The organism is Paenibacillus sp. MAHUQ-63 (assembly GCF_028765165.1).
In the GTDB taxonomy this organism is placed as follows: domain Bacteria; phylum Bacillota; class Bacilli; order Paenibacillales; family NBRC-103111; genus Paenibacillus_E.
This window is the reverse complement of sequence record NZ_JARADB010000007.1, coordinates 200,092-216,422: the sequence shown is the minus strand read 5'-3', so window position 1 is coordinate 216,422 and position 16,331 is coordinate 200,092. Positions and strand designations below refer to the sequence as shown.

Annotated in this window: 15 protein-coding genes and 1 riboswitch; of the genes, 4 read left to right on the top strand and 11 right to left on the bottom strand. The window is 52.8% G+C overall.

Going from position 1 to position 16,331, the window contains the following annotated elements; all coding sequences use genetic code 11:
- Positions 1-578: 578 nt before the first annotated feature.
- Positions 579-821, top strand: a complete 243-nt coding sequence (locus PUT07_RS30135) for a zinc ribbon domain-containing protein (protein WP_274472480.1) — start codon at positions 579-581, stop codon at positions 819-821.
- Here PUT07_RS30135 and PUT07_RS30130 read toward each other — a convergent pair.
- On the bottom strand, positions 818-1,066 hold the full coding sequence (locus PUT07_RS30130) for a hypothetical protein (protein ID WP_274472479.1): 249 nt from the start codon (positions 1,064-1,066) through the stop codon (positions 818-820). The genes PUT07_RS30135 and PUT07_RS30130 overlap by 4 nt on opposite strands.
- A gap of 183 nt (positions 1,067-1,249) precedes the next feature.
- On the opposite strand from PUT07_RS30130, the gene PUT07_RS30125 reads away from it, so the two are divergent.
- Positions 1,250-2,191 carry an AraC family transcriptional regulator gene (locus PUT07_RS30125; protein ID WP_274472478.1) on the top strand — a complete coding sequence of 314 codons (942 nt, stop codon included), beginning with the start codon at positions 1,250-1,252 and terminating at the stop codon, positions 2,189-2,191.
- 54 nt (positions 2,192-2,245) lie between these two features.
- On the opposite strand, the gene PUT07_RS30120 is transcribed toward PUT07_RS30125, so the two are convergent.
- On the bottom strand, positions 2,246-3,943 hold the full coding sequence (locus PUT07_RS30120; RefSeq protein ID WP_274472477.1) for a hypothetical protein: 1,698 nt from the start codon (positions 3,941-3,943) through the stop codon (positions 2,246-2,248).
- On the bottom strand, positions 3,936-4,988 hold the full coding sequence (locus tag PUT07_RS30115) for a glycoside hydrolase family 88/105 protein (protein WP_274472476.1): 1,053 nt from the start codon (positions 4,986-4,988) through the stop codon (positions 3,936-3,938). Before PUT07_RS30115 ends, PUT07_RS30120 begins: the two co-directional genes overlap by 8 nt.
- Positions 4,989-5,487: 499 nt before the next feature.
- Here PUT07_RS30115 and PUT07_RS30110 point away from each other — a divergent pair, with 499 nt between their 5' ends.
- Positions 5,488-6,462, top strand: a complete 975-nt coding sequence (locus PUT07_RS30110) for a cation diffusion facilitator family transporter (RefSeq protein ID WP_274472475.1) — start codon at positions 5,488-5,490, stop codon at positions 6,460-6,462.
- 46 nt (positions 6,463-6,508) lie between these two features.
- Here PUT07_RS30110 and PUT07_RS30105 read toward each other — a convergent pair whose 3' ends face one another.
- The 7 genes from PUT07_RS30105 to PUT07_RS30075 form a co-directional block, all read right to left on the bottom strand.
- Positions 6,509-7,567: a LacI family DNA-binding transcriptional regulator gene (locus tag PUT07_RS30105; protein WP_274472474.1), complete on the bottom strand. Its 1,059-nt coding sequence runs from the start codon at positions 7,565-7,567 to the stop codon at positions 6,509-6,511.
- Between the two features lie 101 nt (positions 7,568-7,668).
- On the bottom strand, positions 7,669-8,478 hold the full coding sequence (locus PUT07_RS30100; RefSeq protein ID WP_274472473.1) for an ABC transporter ATP-binding protein: 810 nt from the start codon (positions 8,476-8,478) through the stop codon (positions 7,669-7,671).
- A 1-nt stretch (position 8,479) separates the two neighbouring features.
- Positions 8,480-9,286, bottom strand: coding sequence for an ABC transporter permease (locus PUT07_RS30095; protein ID WP_274472472.1), 807 nt, complete (start codon positions 9,284-9,286; stop codon positions 8,480-8,482).
- 31 nt (positions 9,287-9,317) lie between these two features.
- Complete coding sequence (locus PUT07_RS30090) at positions 9,318-10,343, bottom strand: ABC transporter substrate-binding protein (protein WP_274472471.1); 1,026 nt, start codon at positions 10,341-10,343, stop codon at positions 9,318-9,320.
- 65 nt (positions 10,344-10,408) lie between these two features.
- Positions 10,409-10,519: riboswitch (guanidine-I (ykkC/yxkD leader) on the bottom strand.
- Between the two features lie 593 nt (positions 10,520-11,112).
- The gene (gene sdhB, locus PUT07_RS30085; RefSeq protein WP_274472470.1) at positions 11,113-11,877 is read right to left on the bottom strand and encodes a succinate dehydrogenase iron-sulfur subunit; all 765 of its coding nucleotides are present in this window, start codon (positions 11,875-11,877) and stop codon (positions 11,113-11,115) included.
- A 2-nt stretch (positions 11,878-11,879) separates the two neighbouring features.
- A complete protein-coding gene (gene sdhA, locus PUT07_RS30080) occupies positions 11,880-13,643 on the bottom strand; it encodes a succinate dehydrogenase flavoprotein subunit (protein WP_274472469.1) in 1,764 nt (587 codons plus the stop codon).
- A 16-nt stretch (positions 13,644-13,659) separates the two neighbouring features.
- Complete coding sequence (locus PUT07_RS30075) at positions 13,660-14,313, bottom strand: succinate dehydrogenase cytochrome b558 subunit (protein WP_274472468.1); 654 nt, start codon at positions 14,311-14,313, stop codon at positions 13,660-13,662.
- Positions 14,314-14,604: 291 nt separating this feature from the next.
- On the opposite strand from PUT07_RS30075, the gene PUT07_RS30070 reads away from it, so the two are divergent.
- Entirely contained in the window at positions 14,605-15,501 is an 897-nt protein-coding gene (locus tag PUT07_RS30070; RefSeq protein WP_274472467.1) for a LysR family transcriptional regulator, read from the top strand.
- Positions 15,502-15,555: 54 nt separating this feature from the next.
- Here the strand turns inward: PUT07_RS30070 and PUT07_RS30065 are convergent, their stop codons facing one another.
- Positions 15,556-16,290: a response regulator transcription factor gene (locus PUT07_RS30065; RefSeq protein ID WP_274472466.1), complete on the bottom strand. Its 735-nt coding sequence runs from the start codon at positions 16,288-16,290 to the stop codon at positions 15,556-15,558.
- Between the last annotated feature and the right edge of the window lie 41 nt (positions 16,291-16,331).

The following is a 16,331-nucleotide window of genomic DNA, read 5'->3' as shown; positions in this document are numbered from 1 at the left end:
GTGCCGTTATTCGCGTGTTTCCGAGCCGATTTCACGGTGAAATCGGCAAATAGGCGCTCCTGTGTCCGTTGGAGCAGGAACACGCCGGGCTGCATTCCAATAGCGGCCGCGGTGTCCGTTAGAAGCCGGCGAACCTTCCATCCGCCCGGCTGAACTACCCGCGCGACCCAACCAGTTGTGCCTTTGTTCGTGCAGGCCCTCAGCCGGCTAACGGACACAGATGCGCCTATTCGGCGAATTTTCGCCGTTCTGAGGATCTAACGGACACCAGTGCCGTTATTCGCGTGTTTTCGGGCCGATTTCACCGTGAAATCGGCATATAGGCGCTCCTGTGTCCGTTAGCGCAGAAACACGCCGGGCTGCATTCCAATAGCGGCCGCGGTGTCCGTTAGAAGCCGGCGAACGTTCCACCCGCCGGCTGGCCCCCCACGCGACCCAACAGTTGTGCCTTATTTATGCAGGCCCGCAGCCGGCTAACGGTCACCAGCGCAATGTGAGGATCAAGGATTAGATTCTAGAGTCCCGACATAACCTATTAAAAATGACGAAACATTTACATTTAATGGGAGGGATGTCAAATGCGTATTGAGGATGCCATCCAGGAAAAGTTCAAATGCGCCAAATGCACCGGAACGGGCTGCCGGATCAAAGAAGTCGCCATGACAGGCACCGGTCTCAGCAAAATGTTCGATATCCAGCACAATCATTTCTTATTCGTTTCCTGTGACAATTGCGGTTTTGTCGAAGTGTACAACCCCCGCATTCTCGAAGGCAAATCGCGCGGGCAGCTAGGGACGATCCTGGACATCCTGTTCGGTTAAAAGATCCCGCCGTTTTGGAGCAGGTTTTGCGTGTCTTGCAGCTGTTGGATCGTTAGCTTGATTTCCTGTTCGGTTGCATTCGCTGGAATGAAAATCTGAACGGCATCTCCCAAGCTAACTTCACCCGCTTGACCTGCCGGCAGTGTGAGAACGCCATCTTTCGGTTGGCTTGGCTCGGAGCCGGACGATCCGCCGCCGCCATCCTCATGATGATCATCTTCAACCGCTTGAGCGGCCCGGTTCACATGGATTGTATACGTCTTCGTAGTTCCGTTAATGCAGTCACGATAACCGTAACTGTATTATCTCCGACTTGCAGCTGGATAGGGTCGCTTGCCTGCCCGCAGCACCGCTTGTGAAGCGCTCCTCCCATCCCTTATAGTTAATTCAGGACAAAGGCTGTACATCAGCCTAAGGAGGAGACATGCGTGCTGCGCGCCAAGCCGGATACTGCGGATACTGCGGAAACTGCCGATACGTCTGCGGTTTACTACGCTATTGACGATTATACGAATCATTTCTTAAAAGAATATCCTGTGCACTGCGAATACCGGATTACACCGCTCATTCAGCCTCAGCTGCATGCTCATAACGGCTACGAAATTTATTTCGTCCTGCAGGGCTCCGGCTCCTATGTCGTCGGCGACCGGTTACTCCCGCTTCATGCAGGTAGTTTGACCGTCATTCATCCGAATGTGCTGCATCGCCCTTATCATGGGCACAGCCCCGAATTCCACCGTTACGTGCTGTCGCTGGACGAATCGTACCTGGAGAAGCTGCACGGCATGTGCCAAGCATCCGATCTGTCCATTGCGCGCATGCTGGCTGCGGGGCATCCCGATGCAAGCCATTACTTCCTGACGCCGCAGCAGCTTGTCACGATGCAGGGCATTTTTGCGCAGCTGGAGCTTCACTTGCAAGAGCGCACCCCGCTTTACGAGCTGGAAGTGCTCAAAATCATCAGCGAATTTTTCCTAGAGCTGTTCCGTCTGCAGGCGGAAGCCGCCACGCAGGATACGAAGCGCGATGATCCGCAGCTGATCGGCGACGTGCTCGCCTATCTCATCGCACATTATCAAGAGAGCATCCTGATCGAGGATCTCGTGCTGCGCTTCCCCGTCTCTCGTTCGCAGCTCTTCACGGCATTCAAGGAAACGACCGGAACGACGATCGGCCAGTTCCTGACGGAGTATCGTCTCAACCAAGCCAAGCGGCTGTTGATGGAAACGGACCGTACGGTGACGGACATCGCATCGGCCACAGGCTTTGGCGATATCTCGCATTTCTTTCATCTCTTCAAAAAAGCAACCGGCATCACCCCCAAGCAGTACCGGATTGAGGCTTACCGGCGGAGAGGGCTGTCAAACTAAAACAACCCTCTTCACATGCGGACACATGCAAAAAGGGTTGTTCTGCCCTGCCTTTTACTCAACTGCCGCTGTACGATTCGCCTCTAGCAACCCGGAAGCAAAGTGTACGTTGTTCCCGAGGTAGAAGTCGCTCGTCTTGCCTGGCAATTGCGATACTTGAATCGCCATCGTGCCTTCCTCGGTCCGGGCCGATGCCGTCACCTGCTGGCCGTCCCGGGTCAGCTCCACATCGAGCGGCTCATCGCTTCCGAGCGACAAAGCAAAAATCCATAACGCCTGCTGCAGCGCGTGGAAATCATAATCCCGCTCCTCCCCGCCCGTCGCGATCACATAATCCAAGTGCAGCTCCTTCTCCGTGCGCTCCGCTGCTAAGGTGAGCTCTCCGTAATCGGTGCCGCCCAGCACAGCTTCCACATGAAGCTTCACATCACCGATCTGTGCTTCACAGCGGCCATTTTCGAGCACGGCGGGCAGAGCTAACTGCGCCACATCGCCGCCAAGCAGCACCCGTATACGCAAATCCTTCGCTTTGAACCTGCCGTTGATGATATCCAGCTCCTGGTGCCAGGCACCGTTATCCGTAGCCAAATTAAAGCTGAACAGCACATGCTGGCGGGACTGAACCCCCGTGTAGATGGCGGAGCAGAAATCTCGGCCGTCCTTCAGAAACTGCAGCTGTACGAACACTTTCTTGCCTCCGGCATCCACGAAGCCTAACAGATTCCGGCGCTGGTTCCACATGATCCCTTTGCTGTAGCTGCCGAGGGTTAACCTTTCATTTTGATACGTTGTGGCATAATTCTGATAGCCTGTTTCCGCAGCCATCAAAGTAGGCACTATATAATAACGTTCCTCATTGGCCTGAAACAAAGCATGGTACTTCTCAGGACAACGAATGTGATCGCCCTCTCGGCTAAGTCCGTTACGTATAAAACGGGTTTCCCGTTCCGTGAGCAAAGTGCTATACGTTCTGCTATAAGGTCCGCCCCACTGCTCCGTAGCCGGGTGATAATGTTGGGCGATCATGTGCCATGCGATGTCCAGCAATTGCTCGGCAAGCGAGACAGCCTCTGCGGTCTTGGACTCTTGATAAATGCTGTGCAGCTCCTCAATCGCAATCGGCGTGTAGCAGGGGCTGTTATATTCCGTAAATGTGCCGATGCCCGTTGTGAATGTGTGAAACCTTTTTAGCCGCTGCTCGCCATAGCTCCGGATTTCCTCATCGCCCAGCACTTCGCCGCCGACCAGCGTGACCATAGCCCCCATAATCGCAATATTCGTATAGTGCGGCCCGACATTCCGAAGCATGATCGCATGGCAAGCGTGATACACGGCTTCACGAATTCGATCAATAAGCCGCTGCGGAAGGAGCTCTTGGTAATTTTTTAGAATCAGCACCAGACGCTTCCCGTGAAAATCCGCCATATTCCAATCGGGACGATCCATCTCATCCAGCGATTCTTCATAGAAATACGGCCAAATGCCGTAGGAGGCCCGCGCCGAATCCCGATCCTGCTGCGCCGTCACGACTTCAAGTATATCGATTGCCCTATCGACATTTGCCTCTCCGCCATACTGCAATAAATCATAGGCATAGCAGGTAGACGGAAACAGCGCATAAACGAATGGATGCTTATCCGGCTTCAGCGCCGTATGGTAGGTAGCCGTGAGCGGCGTTCGAACGAGCTTTACCTGCGAGTCATACTTCTCCTCGGCCGCTTGAATGGCCGCAAGCAGTTCTGCGTTAGGCATGGTTCACCCGCTCCTTCTGCATGACTTTGGCCAGCAGCATCAGCACAAGTCCTTGGCCGTAAAGTGTCGGATATGTTGGAATATTGTCTTGATAAGCCTGCACCGTCGGCATCACCGGCGTTCCGCCGGATACGCTCAGAACAACGCCATCCTCCGTAATCTGAGGCAGTATAGCGCCTACAGCGCGCTGCACGGCTGCCGCAGTTTCATCGGATTGGGTAATAAGCCCGGCCTCGGCGCCTTTTAACAGTCCGAATGCGATGCCCGCGCTCCCCGAAACCTCGCGATAGAAATGCGGCTGATCCATCACCGTACTCCACAACCCGTCGCTTTGCTGATAGGCAAGCAGCCCTGCCATGAGGCGGCCGTATCGTTCCTTAAGCTCTTCCGGAATCGCTGCAAGCTCTGCTATCTCCTCCACAATCATCGGCACACCGGCCGCCACCCAAGCATTCGCCCGTGTCCAGCGTGCGCCGGACATATGATTCCCGCTAGCGCAGTTCCACCCATGGAACAGCACCTGCGTCTGCGGGTCCTGCAAGAGGCGCAGATGAATCAGCACTTGGTCCAGCGCTTCTTCCGCATACGTCTTATTGCCGGCCAGCTTGGCCGTGCGGGCCAGGAACAACACGGCCATATAGATCGTGTCCGCCCATACCTGCTCGGAGAACTCCACGTTTTCCGTCACCGTATGCTCGAAGGCGCCCTCTCGGGTACGCGGCGTTTCATGAATCAGCCATTCCGCGATGCGCACCGCTTCATCCTTGTACCACGCATCTCCCGTGATTCTGTGCAGAGCCGGGAATATCGCGTAAGGCGCGATCGAGTTGATCACCTTGGTCCCCTTGGCCTTCTCTTCATTTCGTTTGACCCACTCCTGCAAATAAGCCAATGCCTTCGCATCGCCTGTTGACTGATAGTAGTCCAATATGGCGATAACGCCGACGCCAGGCACCCAATCCCACTGATGAATATCCATGCCCCACTCGCCGGTGTGGTCTTTGATCATCTCTTGCCATACTTTGTCTGCATAGGATTGCAGCATTCCAGCCCACAGCCTTTCATGTAGTATCAGTCGCTCTTCTATTAAAGTAGCATTTCGACAATACATAAGCTTGGGGAACCGTCTTCAAAACATGGGGAATCGTCCAGCGGCAGTGAGGATACCACAATCTGAATGGTCATCCGTCCGTTTTCACAATTCCTTCCTCAGCAGATCCGGACGCAGCACATTGCTCACAGTTTCTCGCGCCGCACTCTTTTCTTACAGACAAAAAAAAGGAACCCAGCCAACGGGGCCGGGTTCAAAAAGTTTATATTAAAAAGGGGGTCTTGGTTATTATATTACCTCCCAAACATTATGGAACCATAACAGGAATATTTCATTTATGTTACAAAATAGAAAACGCTTTATCGACATCCACTTTTGTAGTCTTCACAGAAAAATAATGCAACAGGGGTTGCACCAGCCCCTACCGCTAGCATATAATAGTAATAACTAAATTAGAATTATTATAATTAATATCAAGACAAGGAGGCGCCTTATGAGCACCGATTTCCAATACGACTATCATCATCTTCATCATGTCAAACAACAAACCAAAACAAGAAAAACATTATGGGTGACCCTTCTGCTGACCGCCTTCTTCACCATCGTCGAAATCGTCGGCGGGGTGCTGTCGAACTCACTGGCCCTGCTATCGGATTCCGCCCATATGATCTCGGACGTCATCGCATTAGGCTTAAGCATGATCGCCCTGCACCTGGCAACCCGCGAGCCGAATGCGCGGTTCACGTTCGGATTCCTGCGTTTCGAGATTATCGCCTCATTCCTGAACGGCTTGGCGCTCTGCGTCATCGCAATCGGCATCTTCATCGAGGGCATTCAGCGCATCATTCATCCTCAGCCGATCCAACTCGGACTCATGCTAGGCATCGCCTCGATCGGTCTTATTGTGAACCTCGTGCTCACACTCGTGCTTCACAACAGCGTCAAAGAAGAAGATAATCTCAATGTCAAAAGCGCACTCTGGCATTTCTTCGGCGATTTGCTCAGCTCGGTCGGCGTCATCGTGTCTTCCATCATTATTTATTACTCCGGGTTGCTCTGGTTCGACCCACTGATCTCGATGGTCATCGGCGGCATCATTTTTACAGGCGGCAGTAAAATCATTCGCGAATCCTACCTGATTCTCATGGAATCGGTGCCCGAACGCTTCAACCTCGATGACATTCGCCAGCAAATCGCCCAAGTCGAGGGCGTAGAAGATGTGCACGAAATGCATCTGTGGGCCGTATCAACGGACCACTACTCCTTAACCGCTCACGTGTTCATCTCGCCGAACATTCAGCCCTTCTGCGTCATCCTCGCCATCAACGAGACGCTCAAAAGCAAATACGGCATCGAGCACGCAACGATTCAAATCGAACACGCCGAAATTAACCCCCACGGGGAATACGGCAAAAAGTTTCTGCAGCATCACCGGTCAGCAAGCTCCGGCACGCTGCCCAGCCTCTAAAAAAGACCATGGATCCCTCCGCCGAGCGGTCCATGGTCTTTCTATATCATTGTCCGGTCGACTTCCGCACGATCATTTCCAAATCTATAAGAAGCTCATGTCCAGCAACATGGGGCAAGTAAGCATCCAGCAGCTGTGAGTTCGTCTCGTCCAACTCTTCCCCAATATCTCGCATAAGAAAGGCTGCGACCAAGCTCGTTTGCAAATCAACCGGCATCTCGAAGCTCGTTATAGACGGGAAGCTGGCCTTGGAATACAGCTCATTGTCCATGCCGATCAGCTGTACGTCCTCCGGCACGCGGATTCCCCGTTCGTGGCATACCGCCAATATTTCTAACGCCATCGCATCATTAAACGTATAAATACCGATAGGCCGTCTATCACCGCTCAAGCGCAGCGCTTCATCCAGAATACCGGCAACGCCAAGCTCACCTGCATCCAAAAGGGCATGCACCACCTCATCCTCCCGCTCGCCGAGGCCGCCCAGGAATCCCTGGATACGCTGCTCGTTAGCGCCCATCCCCATGCGTCTACCGGCATAAATGACAGAGCGGCAGCCTTTATCGAGGAAGTGCCGCACCGCTTCGGAGGAAGCTTTCGCAAAATCCAAATTGACCGCCAGCTTGACGATATCGCTCGGCCACCCCCAGCCGTTGAAGATGACGAGCGGCGTGCCCTCGCCGACCAACTGCTGCGTCGAATGCATGCTCATCGCCAAACCATGGCTGACCAAGCCGTCGACTCTTCGCTGCAGCAAGTGCTCCAGATGCCGCTGCTCGATCTCCGGGTCCATGCCCGCGGCTGAGAAGACCGATAAGTGATAGCCGTACTGATGCACCTTCTGCTCCAGCTGCTCCGCAAACCGGCCATAATAGCCGCCGAAATGCGGAATGATCAACCCCAGCTCATAGGATCTGCGACGGCTCAAATTGGTTGCCATCACATTGCGCCGGTAACCCAGACGAGCTACCGCTTCTTCTACTTTGCGGATCGTCTCGGGTGCCATCGGCACTTTCCGGCGGTTAATTACATTCGAAACCGTGGCAATCGAGACGCCGGCCTCCGAAGCCACATCGATGATCGTGGGCTGTTTATTTTTGTTCACTAGACTTCCCTCATCCTTCTGACGCTTTCACTCATTTTATCGGAGAAGTCAAGCGCTCGTCAATGAAGGTTCACTTTCTATCCCACAGATCAAGTCCGTTTTCATTCCTCGTGATGCCCGATCAAGGAAATGATCTGCTTCTTCAATTTGAGGAAGGCATCGGAATCTTTCACGTCCTCCACGTCCCGCAGCCCGCGGGGAATGACGATCTCCTTGCGAATCGTACCGGGATGCGCCTGCATCACATAGACGCGCTGAGAGAGGAAGATCGCCTCCTCGATATCGTGCGTGATGAAGACGACGGTCGTCTTCTCCTTCTCCCAGATGCGCAGCAGCAGCTCCTGCATCGCGTTCTTGGTCTGCGGATCGAGTGCCCCGAAAGGCTCATCCATCAGGAGCACCTCCGGGTTATTCGCCAGCGCACGCGCAATGGCCACCCGCTGCTTCATGCCTCCGGAGAGCTCCTTAGGCAGCGAGCGGGCGAACTTCTGCAGACCGACCATCTCCATGAAGTGATCGGCGATCGCCCTCTTCTCGAATAGGGGCACACCTTTCAACGTCAAGCCGAACTCAATGTTCTCCCTTACTGACAGCCATGGGAACAGCGTATACGACTGAAATACCATCCCGCGGTCGGCGCCGGGTCCGTCAATATCGTGGCCTGAGACGGTGAGCGTTCCGCTCGTCATCGTTTCCAAGCCTGCAAGTATGCGCAGGAGGGAGGATTTGCCGCAGCCGGAAGGGCCGACGAAGCTGACAAACTCATGAGCGTTTATATGAAAGGATACGCTGTCGAGCGCAACGAACTGCGATTTCTTCGTGCTGTAGACTTTGGAGACGTCGACAGCTTTAATCTTGGTCTCCGCCGTAACTTGGTCCATAGAAGCTTCCACTCGTAATGCATGCATCATGTTAACGGCCTCCTTCCAACCATGGGAAAAATCTGCGGTGGCAATATGCGAATGAGCGATCCGTCAGCAGACCAAGCAGGCCGATGACAAGAATGCCGACAAAAATTTGATCCGTATTGAGAAACCGCTGCGCCTTCATAATGGAGAAGCCCAACCCGCTGCTGGCCGCTACCAGCTCCGCCACAACCAGATAAGTCCAAGCCCAGCCGATAATTAACCGCAGCGTATTCATTAGATCCGGCAGCAGTGCAGGGATCAGCACCTTCTCAATGGCTTGCCAGCGGTTCGCTCCTAACGTGTACGATGTTTGCAGCAAATCATTGGATACCGAACGCGTATTATCCGCCACCATCAGCATGAGCTGGAAAAAGCACCCGATGAAGATGACGATCACTTTCGCCCATTCCCCGATCCCCGCCCATACCATGATCAGCGGAATAAAAGCGGTAGCCGGCATGTACCGGATGAACTCCGTCGGCGGAACAAGCAGCGCTTCGGCGTACCGGAACGTCCCCGCAAGAATCCCGAGCGGAATACCGAGCAAGCAAGCGAGCAGGAAGCCGGCTCCCACCCGGAAGATGCTGATGCCGACATGATGCCAGAACACCGAGCTCTGCAGCTGAATGGCTAACTGGCGAAGGACGGCATCGGGTGTCGGCAGAAATGCGCGGTTAACGAAGCTGCCATAACTGAGCACGCTCCAGAACACGATCGCCAAGGCAACCGTCAATACGATGCCCGATACGTAGGTGCTGCGCTTAATGTCACCCCGTATGGCGAATAACGCGGGTTTGCGTCTTTTTTTCATAGTCGTCTCCATAGAGCACCTCACTCGCCTTTTATTTCTTGCGCTCCTTCTGCACTTCCTCAACGAAATGTCCGTCCAGGAAGCTCTCCGCCTTCGGAATGGTCGACAGCATCTCCAAGCCTTTCAAGAACTCGGCTGTTTTCTGCGAAGTGTAATGAAGGGAGCTGTAAGTCTCACCTTTCTGGAAAGCCTTGATATTATCTTCCAGTTGGAAAATCTTCACGCTGTTTACACCGGCCTTATATTCATCCAACGGCGTCTCCGCCGCTTTGGCCATAATCTGCAAAGACTCTTCCGGATTCGCTTGCCAGTAGTCCAGAGCATCGAACCAGGCGTGCAAAATTTTCTTCACATCGTCCGGGCGGTTCTTCGTAATCTCTTCTTTGAAGACGAGCAGATCGGGAATAAGACCCGGCGTATCCTTGGAGGAGAAGAGCAGCTTGCCCTTGCCTTCCGCAATCGCTTTGCTCAAGAACGGCTCCCATAGCACAGCTCCGTCCAAGTTGCCTGAAATAAATGCCGGACCTGCATCGTTTACTGTCATGTTCGTGTAAGCGACGTCCTTCTCCGCAAGACCTTCTTTCTCAAGGGCGGTCAGCATCAGGAGATGATCGACGGTCCCCAGCTCTGTCGCCACTTTCTTCCCTTTGAGTTCCTTCAGAGAGTTAATGCCGGGCTTCACGACGATGCCGTCCCCGCCGTTGGAGTTATCGTTCACCAATACGGCTTTGAGCGGAATGCCCTTGCTCGCCGGAGCCAGCGTATCGCTTAACGTTTGGCTGTTCGCATCGACTTTCCCGGAAGCAAGCGCGGATAAGGAATCGCTATACACAGGGAACCATACCAAATCTACATTCACACCGTTCTTCTCGAAGAAGCCTTTCTCTTTGACCAAGTACCAGACAAACCAGCCAGGCCATGGACTGAGCGCCAATTTAATCGGTTGGTTACCGCCGCCGCCCGCCGCCCCGCTGGCCGCCTCTTTGCTCGTGCAGCCGCTCACTACCGTTAACGCCAATAACAACGCCATCATCAGAACTATCATTTTTTGTCTCATTCGGATTCTCCCTCTCCCTTTACATTGATAAAAAGAAAAACCCGGAACGATATCATGTTCTGATATCCTCCCGGGCTTTTGTCCCTCCGTGTGCACGGCGACCTTCTCCGCCGTGTGTCTTCTCTTGGACCGGACCGGCAGCCTTCATCTACCGCGGAACCCTAGAAAACAATTTGCTATGTGGTTGTTAGCGCCTCTTACTTTTGTCTTTATCATACTGACATCCAAGTTATATGTCAATATATATTACATCAATATTTTATATAAGCATTTTTCAACTAAAATATGTAATGTAACATAACATAAAACGCTGCAAAAAATGAGTCTCAATAATACATTCATCCACTTCCACTTCCATCATGTCAGCTATCCATATAAAAATTATCTGGAGTTAGCCGCCTCCCGACATCTTAATAAATCTAACGGACACAGCAGCCGCTAACCTCACGAAAAACGCCTCGTTTCGTTGCTAACGGACACCCGTGACCTTATTTGCCGCTTTCCGGACCAAACCTGCTCCCGAACAGGCAAATAAGCGCACGGGTGTCCGTTACGTTCGCATCCAGACCATTAAACATCAAATAAGGACGTCTGAGTCCGTTAGCCGGGTCAGGTGGACCTCACGAAAGTAACCTGCACTGATCTGCACTGCGCTGCACTGCACCGCACGCACGTTTGCGTCTGTCCAAGGGAGAAAACCAGCCGTCGGAACCCGCAAAAAAGCCCGACACCCTGCGCACAGGGTATCGGGCTATATTCATAGTTCGGCTTACACGCCTAACCATTTCTTGAACAGATGTTTCGTCGAATCTGCATTCATCGCCGCAATGGACGTCGTGAGCGGAATGCCTTTCGGACAGGAGCGTACGCAGTTCTGCGAGTTACCGCAGCCTTCGATACCGCCGTCCGTCATCAGCGCATCCAAACGCTCGTCTTTGTTCATTTCACCCGTCGGATGAGCATTGAACAAACGAACTTGGGAGATGGCAGCAGGTCCGATGAAGGAGTTCTTGTCATTGACGTTCGGGCAAGACTCCAGACAAACGCCGCATGTCATACATTTGGAAAGCTCGTAAGCCCATTGACGCTTGGACTCCGCCATCCGCGGTCCAGGACCGAGATCGTACGTACCGTCGATCGGAACCCACGCTTTCACTTTCTTCAATGCGTTGAACATACGTCCGCGGTCGATGACAAGGTCACGCATAACCGGGAACGTACTCATCGGAGCTACGCGAACCGGCTGCTCTAGCTTATCGATCAACGCCGAGCAAGCTTGGCGCGGTTTGCCGTTAATGACCATGGAGCAGGCGCCGCACACTTCCTCCAGACAGTTGGATTCCCAGCAGACCGGCGTCGTTTTTTCGCCGCGGGCATTCTTAGGATTCCGTTGAACTTCCATCAAACCGCTGATCACGTTCATGTTCGGGCGGTATGGAATTTCAAATTCCTCGGTATAAGGTTTGGAATCCGGACTCTCTTGACGAGTCACGATAAACTTCACGGTTTTTTGTGCGCTTTGTGTCTCAGCCATGATTAATGTCCTCCTTTTTTCTTATCCGTGGAGTAGTCGCGTTTCCGCGGTTTAATCAAAGATACATCAATATCTTCATAGCTGATTTTCGGACCGTCCGGCGTCCAATCGGCAATCGTCGTTTTCATGAAATTGTCGTCGTCACGATCCGGGAATTCCGGCTTGTAGTGCGCGCCGCGGCTTTCGTTACGCATCAAGGCGCCGACAGTCATCGCTTCGGCAAGCTCGAACATGTTCCACAGCTGGCGAGTGAACGCCACACCTTGGTTGTTCCAACGAGCCGTATCCGTAATGTTGATGTTGTTGTATCTTTCTTTCATGTCTTTAATCTTGTTGATTGTTTCTTGCAGACGATCGTTGTAACGAACAACGGTCATGTTCGCGTTCATCATATCGCCAAGCTCTTTGTGCAGCGCATAGGCGTTCTCCGTACCGCTGTTCATTTTAAGCAAGCTTTCGTAACGGTCTTGATGGCGTTTCTTCTCGCGATCGAAGATGATCGAGGACGTATCGTCCGCGTGCTTCTCCAGGCCGCGAATGTACTCAACCGCTTTGGGACCGGACACCATACCGTCATAGATCGCAGATACGAGCGAGTTCGCACCCAGACGGTTTGCACCGTGATGCTGGTACTCACACTCGCCGGCAGCGAACAAGCCCGGGACGTTCGTCATCATGTTGTAGTCAACCCACATACCGCCCATGGAGTAATGAACGGCTGGGAAAATCTTCATCGGAATTTTGCGCGGGTCGTCGCCCATGAATTTCTCGTAAATTTCCATGATACCGCCGAGCTTGATATCAAGCTCCTTCGGATCTTTATGGGAAAGATCGAGGTAAACCATGTTCTCGCCGTTGATGCCCAGCTTCTGATCGATACATACGGAGAAAATTTCGCGCGTTGCGATATCACGAGGCACGAGGTTTCCGTACGCCGGATATTTCTCTTCGAGGAAGTACCAAGGCTTCCCGTCTTTATATGTCCAGATCCGACCGCCTTCACCGCGCGCGGATTCGGACATCAAGCGAAGCTTGTCGTCGCCCGGGATCGCCGTCGGGTGAATTTGAATCATCTCGCCGTTCGCATATTTAACGCCTTGTTGGTAAACGGCACTTGCCGCCGTACCCGTGTTGATGACCGAGTTCGTCGTTTTACCGAAGATAATGCCAGGACCGCCTGTCGCCAAAATAACCGCATCAGCCGGGAACGTTTGAATTTCCATGCTGCGCAGATCTTGCGCGGCGATACCGCGGCATACGCCGGCTTCATCGATAACAGAGCCCAGGAATTCCCAATGCTCGAACTTCGTCACGAGACCCGCTGTTTCCCAGCGGCGTACTTGCTCGTCAAGTGCGTACAAGAGCTGCTGCCCTGTCGTTGCGCCTGCGAAGGCTGTACGGTGATATTTAGTACCGCCGAAACGGCGGAAGTCCAGCAGACCCTCTGGCGTACGGTTGAACATAACGCCCATCCGGTCCATCAAGTGAATGATGCCTGGAGCGGCATCGCATAATGCTTTGACTGGCGGTTGATTCGCAAGGAAGTCTCCGCCGTAAACAGTATCGTCAAAGTGCTCCCAAGTGGAGTCACCTTCACCTTTGGTATTCACCGCACCGTTAATGCCGCCTTGCGCGCATACGGAGTGGGAACGTTTCACAGGAACCAAGGAGAACAATTGAACGTGAACTCCGGCTTCCGCTGCTTTAATTGTCGCCATGAGTCCCGCAAGGCCTCCGCCGACGACGATGATTTTCGAATTAGCCACTTCTGTTCACCCTCCCTTAGTGCCCCGCTTGTGCTTCTACCGGAACCTGAAATTGCGTATCTGTAAATGCTGCCAACGACATAATAAACATGATGGACATAACGACGAACAGCACCATCCAAATGATGGAGGAATAACGCTGTGCGCGCGGTCCAACCGTGATACCCCAGGAAACGAAGAACGACCACAAACCGTTGCAGAAATGGAAGGTCGCAGAAACGATACCGATCACATAGATCGTGAACATCACAGGATTCGTTGCGATACCATGCATCGTCACACCGAGATTCTCGTGCGCCACATTGCCGAAAGCAACTTGCAGACGAGTCTCGAAGAAATGCCAAGCAACGAACAGGAACGTGATGACGCCCGTAACCCGTTGAAGCATGAACATAACGTTGCGGAAATATCCGTAGTTGGACACGTTATTGCGTGCTTGATAGGCTACATAAAGTCCATAAACGGCATGATAAAGAAGCGGTAACCAGATCCCCACGATTTCCATGAGCAAGACCAGCGGCAGACCGTTCAGCCAGTTGATTTGATCCACGAACGCTTCGGGACCCTTGGTTGCTTCATAGTTAGTGAGCAAATGCTCAATAAGGAAGAAGCCCACCGGAATGACACCTAGCAATGAGTGGATCTTTCGAAAGTAATACGAATTACCCATAATGTAACCAATTCCCCCCTCAACAAATTTCATAAAACATTCCGACATGTTCTGACAAAAGACAAGCCACATATCATTGTACTCTCGCCGCAAACGAGCGTCAACCCATATTCATCCACGCCTATTTTTCGCCAAACCGGGCGGCGAATATACACAGTCGTCCAATAATTGTGAATAAAAAGTGACATGTACATCGTACCTCTTTCACGCTTATAATGGAAGTGCCGTTTTTTTATATACACTTATAACTAACTTGCATATAAACCTTGTCGTTGGAGATGAAATAAACCGATGGAACTTCTCGATGTATTCGCCGTTGTTGTCGAACAAGTAAGCCTGAACAAAGCTTCGCAGCTGCTCAATATTTCACAGCCCGCCCTCTCCCGCAAAATCATGAAGCTCGAAGAGGAGCTTGGCGTGGAGCTGTTCACCCGCAAAGGCAAACGGCTCGAACTGACGAAGGCGGGGCAGATCTGCTACGACCACGCCTTGGAACTGCGCCATCTGGAGCGCAAATTCAAGCAGAATATTCAAATGTACAAAGCGGCCGGCACCCACACCTCCATCACGATTGGCGCCAGCTTGACCACATTGCAGGCAACGCTCCCCGACCTCGTCACGAATTACCTGCAAGTGTACCCCTTGACGGAGATTAAGCTGCTAACGGGCAAAACCCATGAGATCGTTACGATGGTCAAAGAAAACAAGGTCGACATCGGGATCGTCGCCTCCCGGATCAATGCGACCAGCCTGCACTGCGAGCCGCTCTTCGACGATCATCTCTGTCTCGTGCTGCCGTTCGGGCACCCTTTCATCGACCGGGCGGAGATTACGATGAACGATCTGAACGACTTGCCGATGATCCTGTTCTCCAAAGGCACCTGGTACCGCATCTTGATGGATGAACTGTTCCACCGCTATACCATATTCCCTAACGTTCAGATGGAAATCGATTCCTTCGAAGCCATCATCCGGCTCGTCTCCACCTGCAAGACGGCGACCTTGCTGCCCAAATCGTACTTGCGGGAGGATTTGCTGGAGAATAATGAGCTCATCCTCCGCTATTTGGTCGAGCTGGAGCAGACGAAGCGGACGACTTCGCTCATTTATTCGGATCAGGCTACGGATAATCCGGAGTCCGCCAAGTTCATCCGGCAGGCGGTGAATTACTTCGCCGAACACAAGTAAACCTCCAATCTGCCAGAGGCAGCATTCAGAGGTTGGCCGGATCGTGCTTTTAAGTTAGAAAACAAATTTATATCCTACGCCCCAGACCGTACGAATCCTTTGGGGTTCTTTGGGATTTTTCTCGATTTTTTTGCGGAGGTTGGCAATATGCACGTCAATCGCCCGGTCCGTTACATAGGAATCAAAGCCGCGTACCGTTTGCAGCAAATCCTCGCGGCTATATACGCGGCCCGGGTGATTAATGAAGCATTTCATAATTTCGAACTCGGAGTACGTTGTCTCGACGACCTGCCCGCCTACGCACATCGATCGGGTTTGGAGATCCAGCGAAATGGTGTTTTTGTCGAGAAGCAGCGCATCCGCTGCTACCGGCTTGCTCACCGGAACGGCCGTCCCTCCGGCATTCTTCGTTTCATTCCTCCGGTACACCTGCGCGCGGCGAATCAAGGCATGAACCCGCGCACTCATTTCGTGCATGCTGAACGGCTTCGACAAGTAGTCGTCCGCGCCCGCCCCGAGAGCGGAGACGCGTTCCACGACTTTATTTTTCATCGATACGATCATAATGGGCACGCTGGAGGACCTGCGAACCTGGCTGCACAGCTCCAGACCATCCATGTCCGGAAGCATGAGATCCAGCAAGATCACATCAGGGGCGAATGACTGAACCGCTTCGATCCCCTTCCCCCCGGTTTCCGTCCTCATCACCTCAAAGCCTTCTTCTCCCAAATACATCGTGATCATATCGCCGATCATGGCATCATCTTCAATGACCAAAACTTTATACATTCATAGTCCACCTTCGCCTCGAATTTCTCTCGCTGAGACCT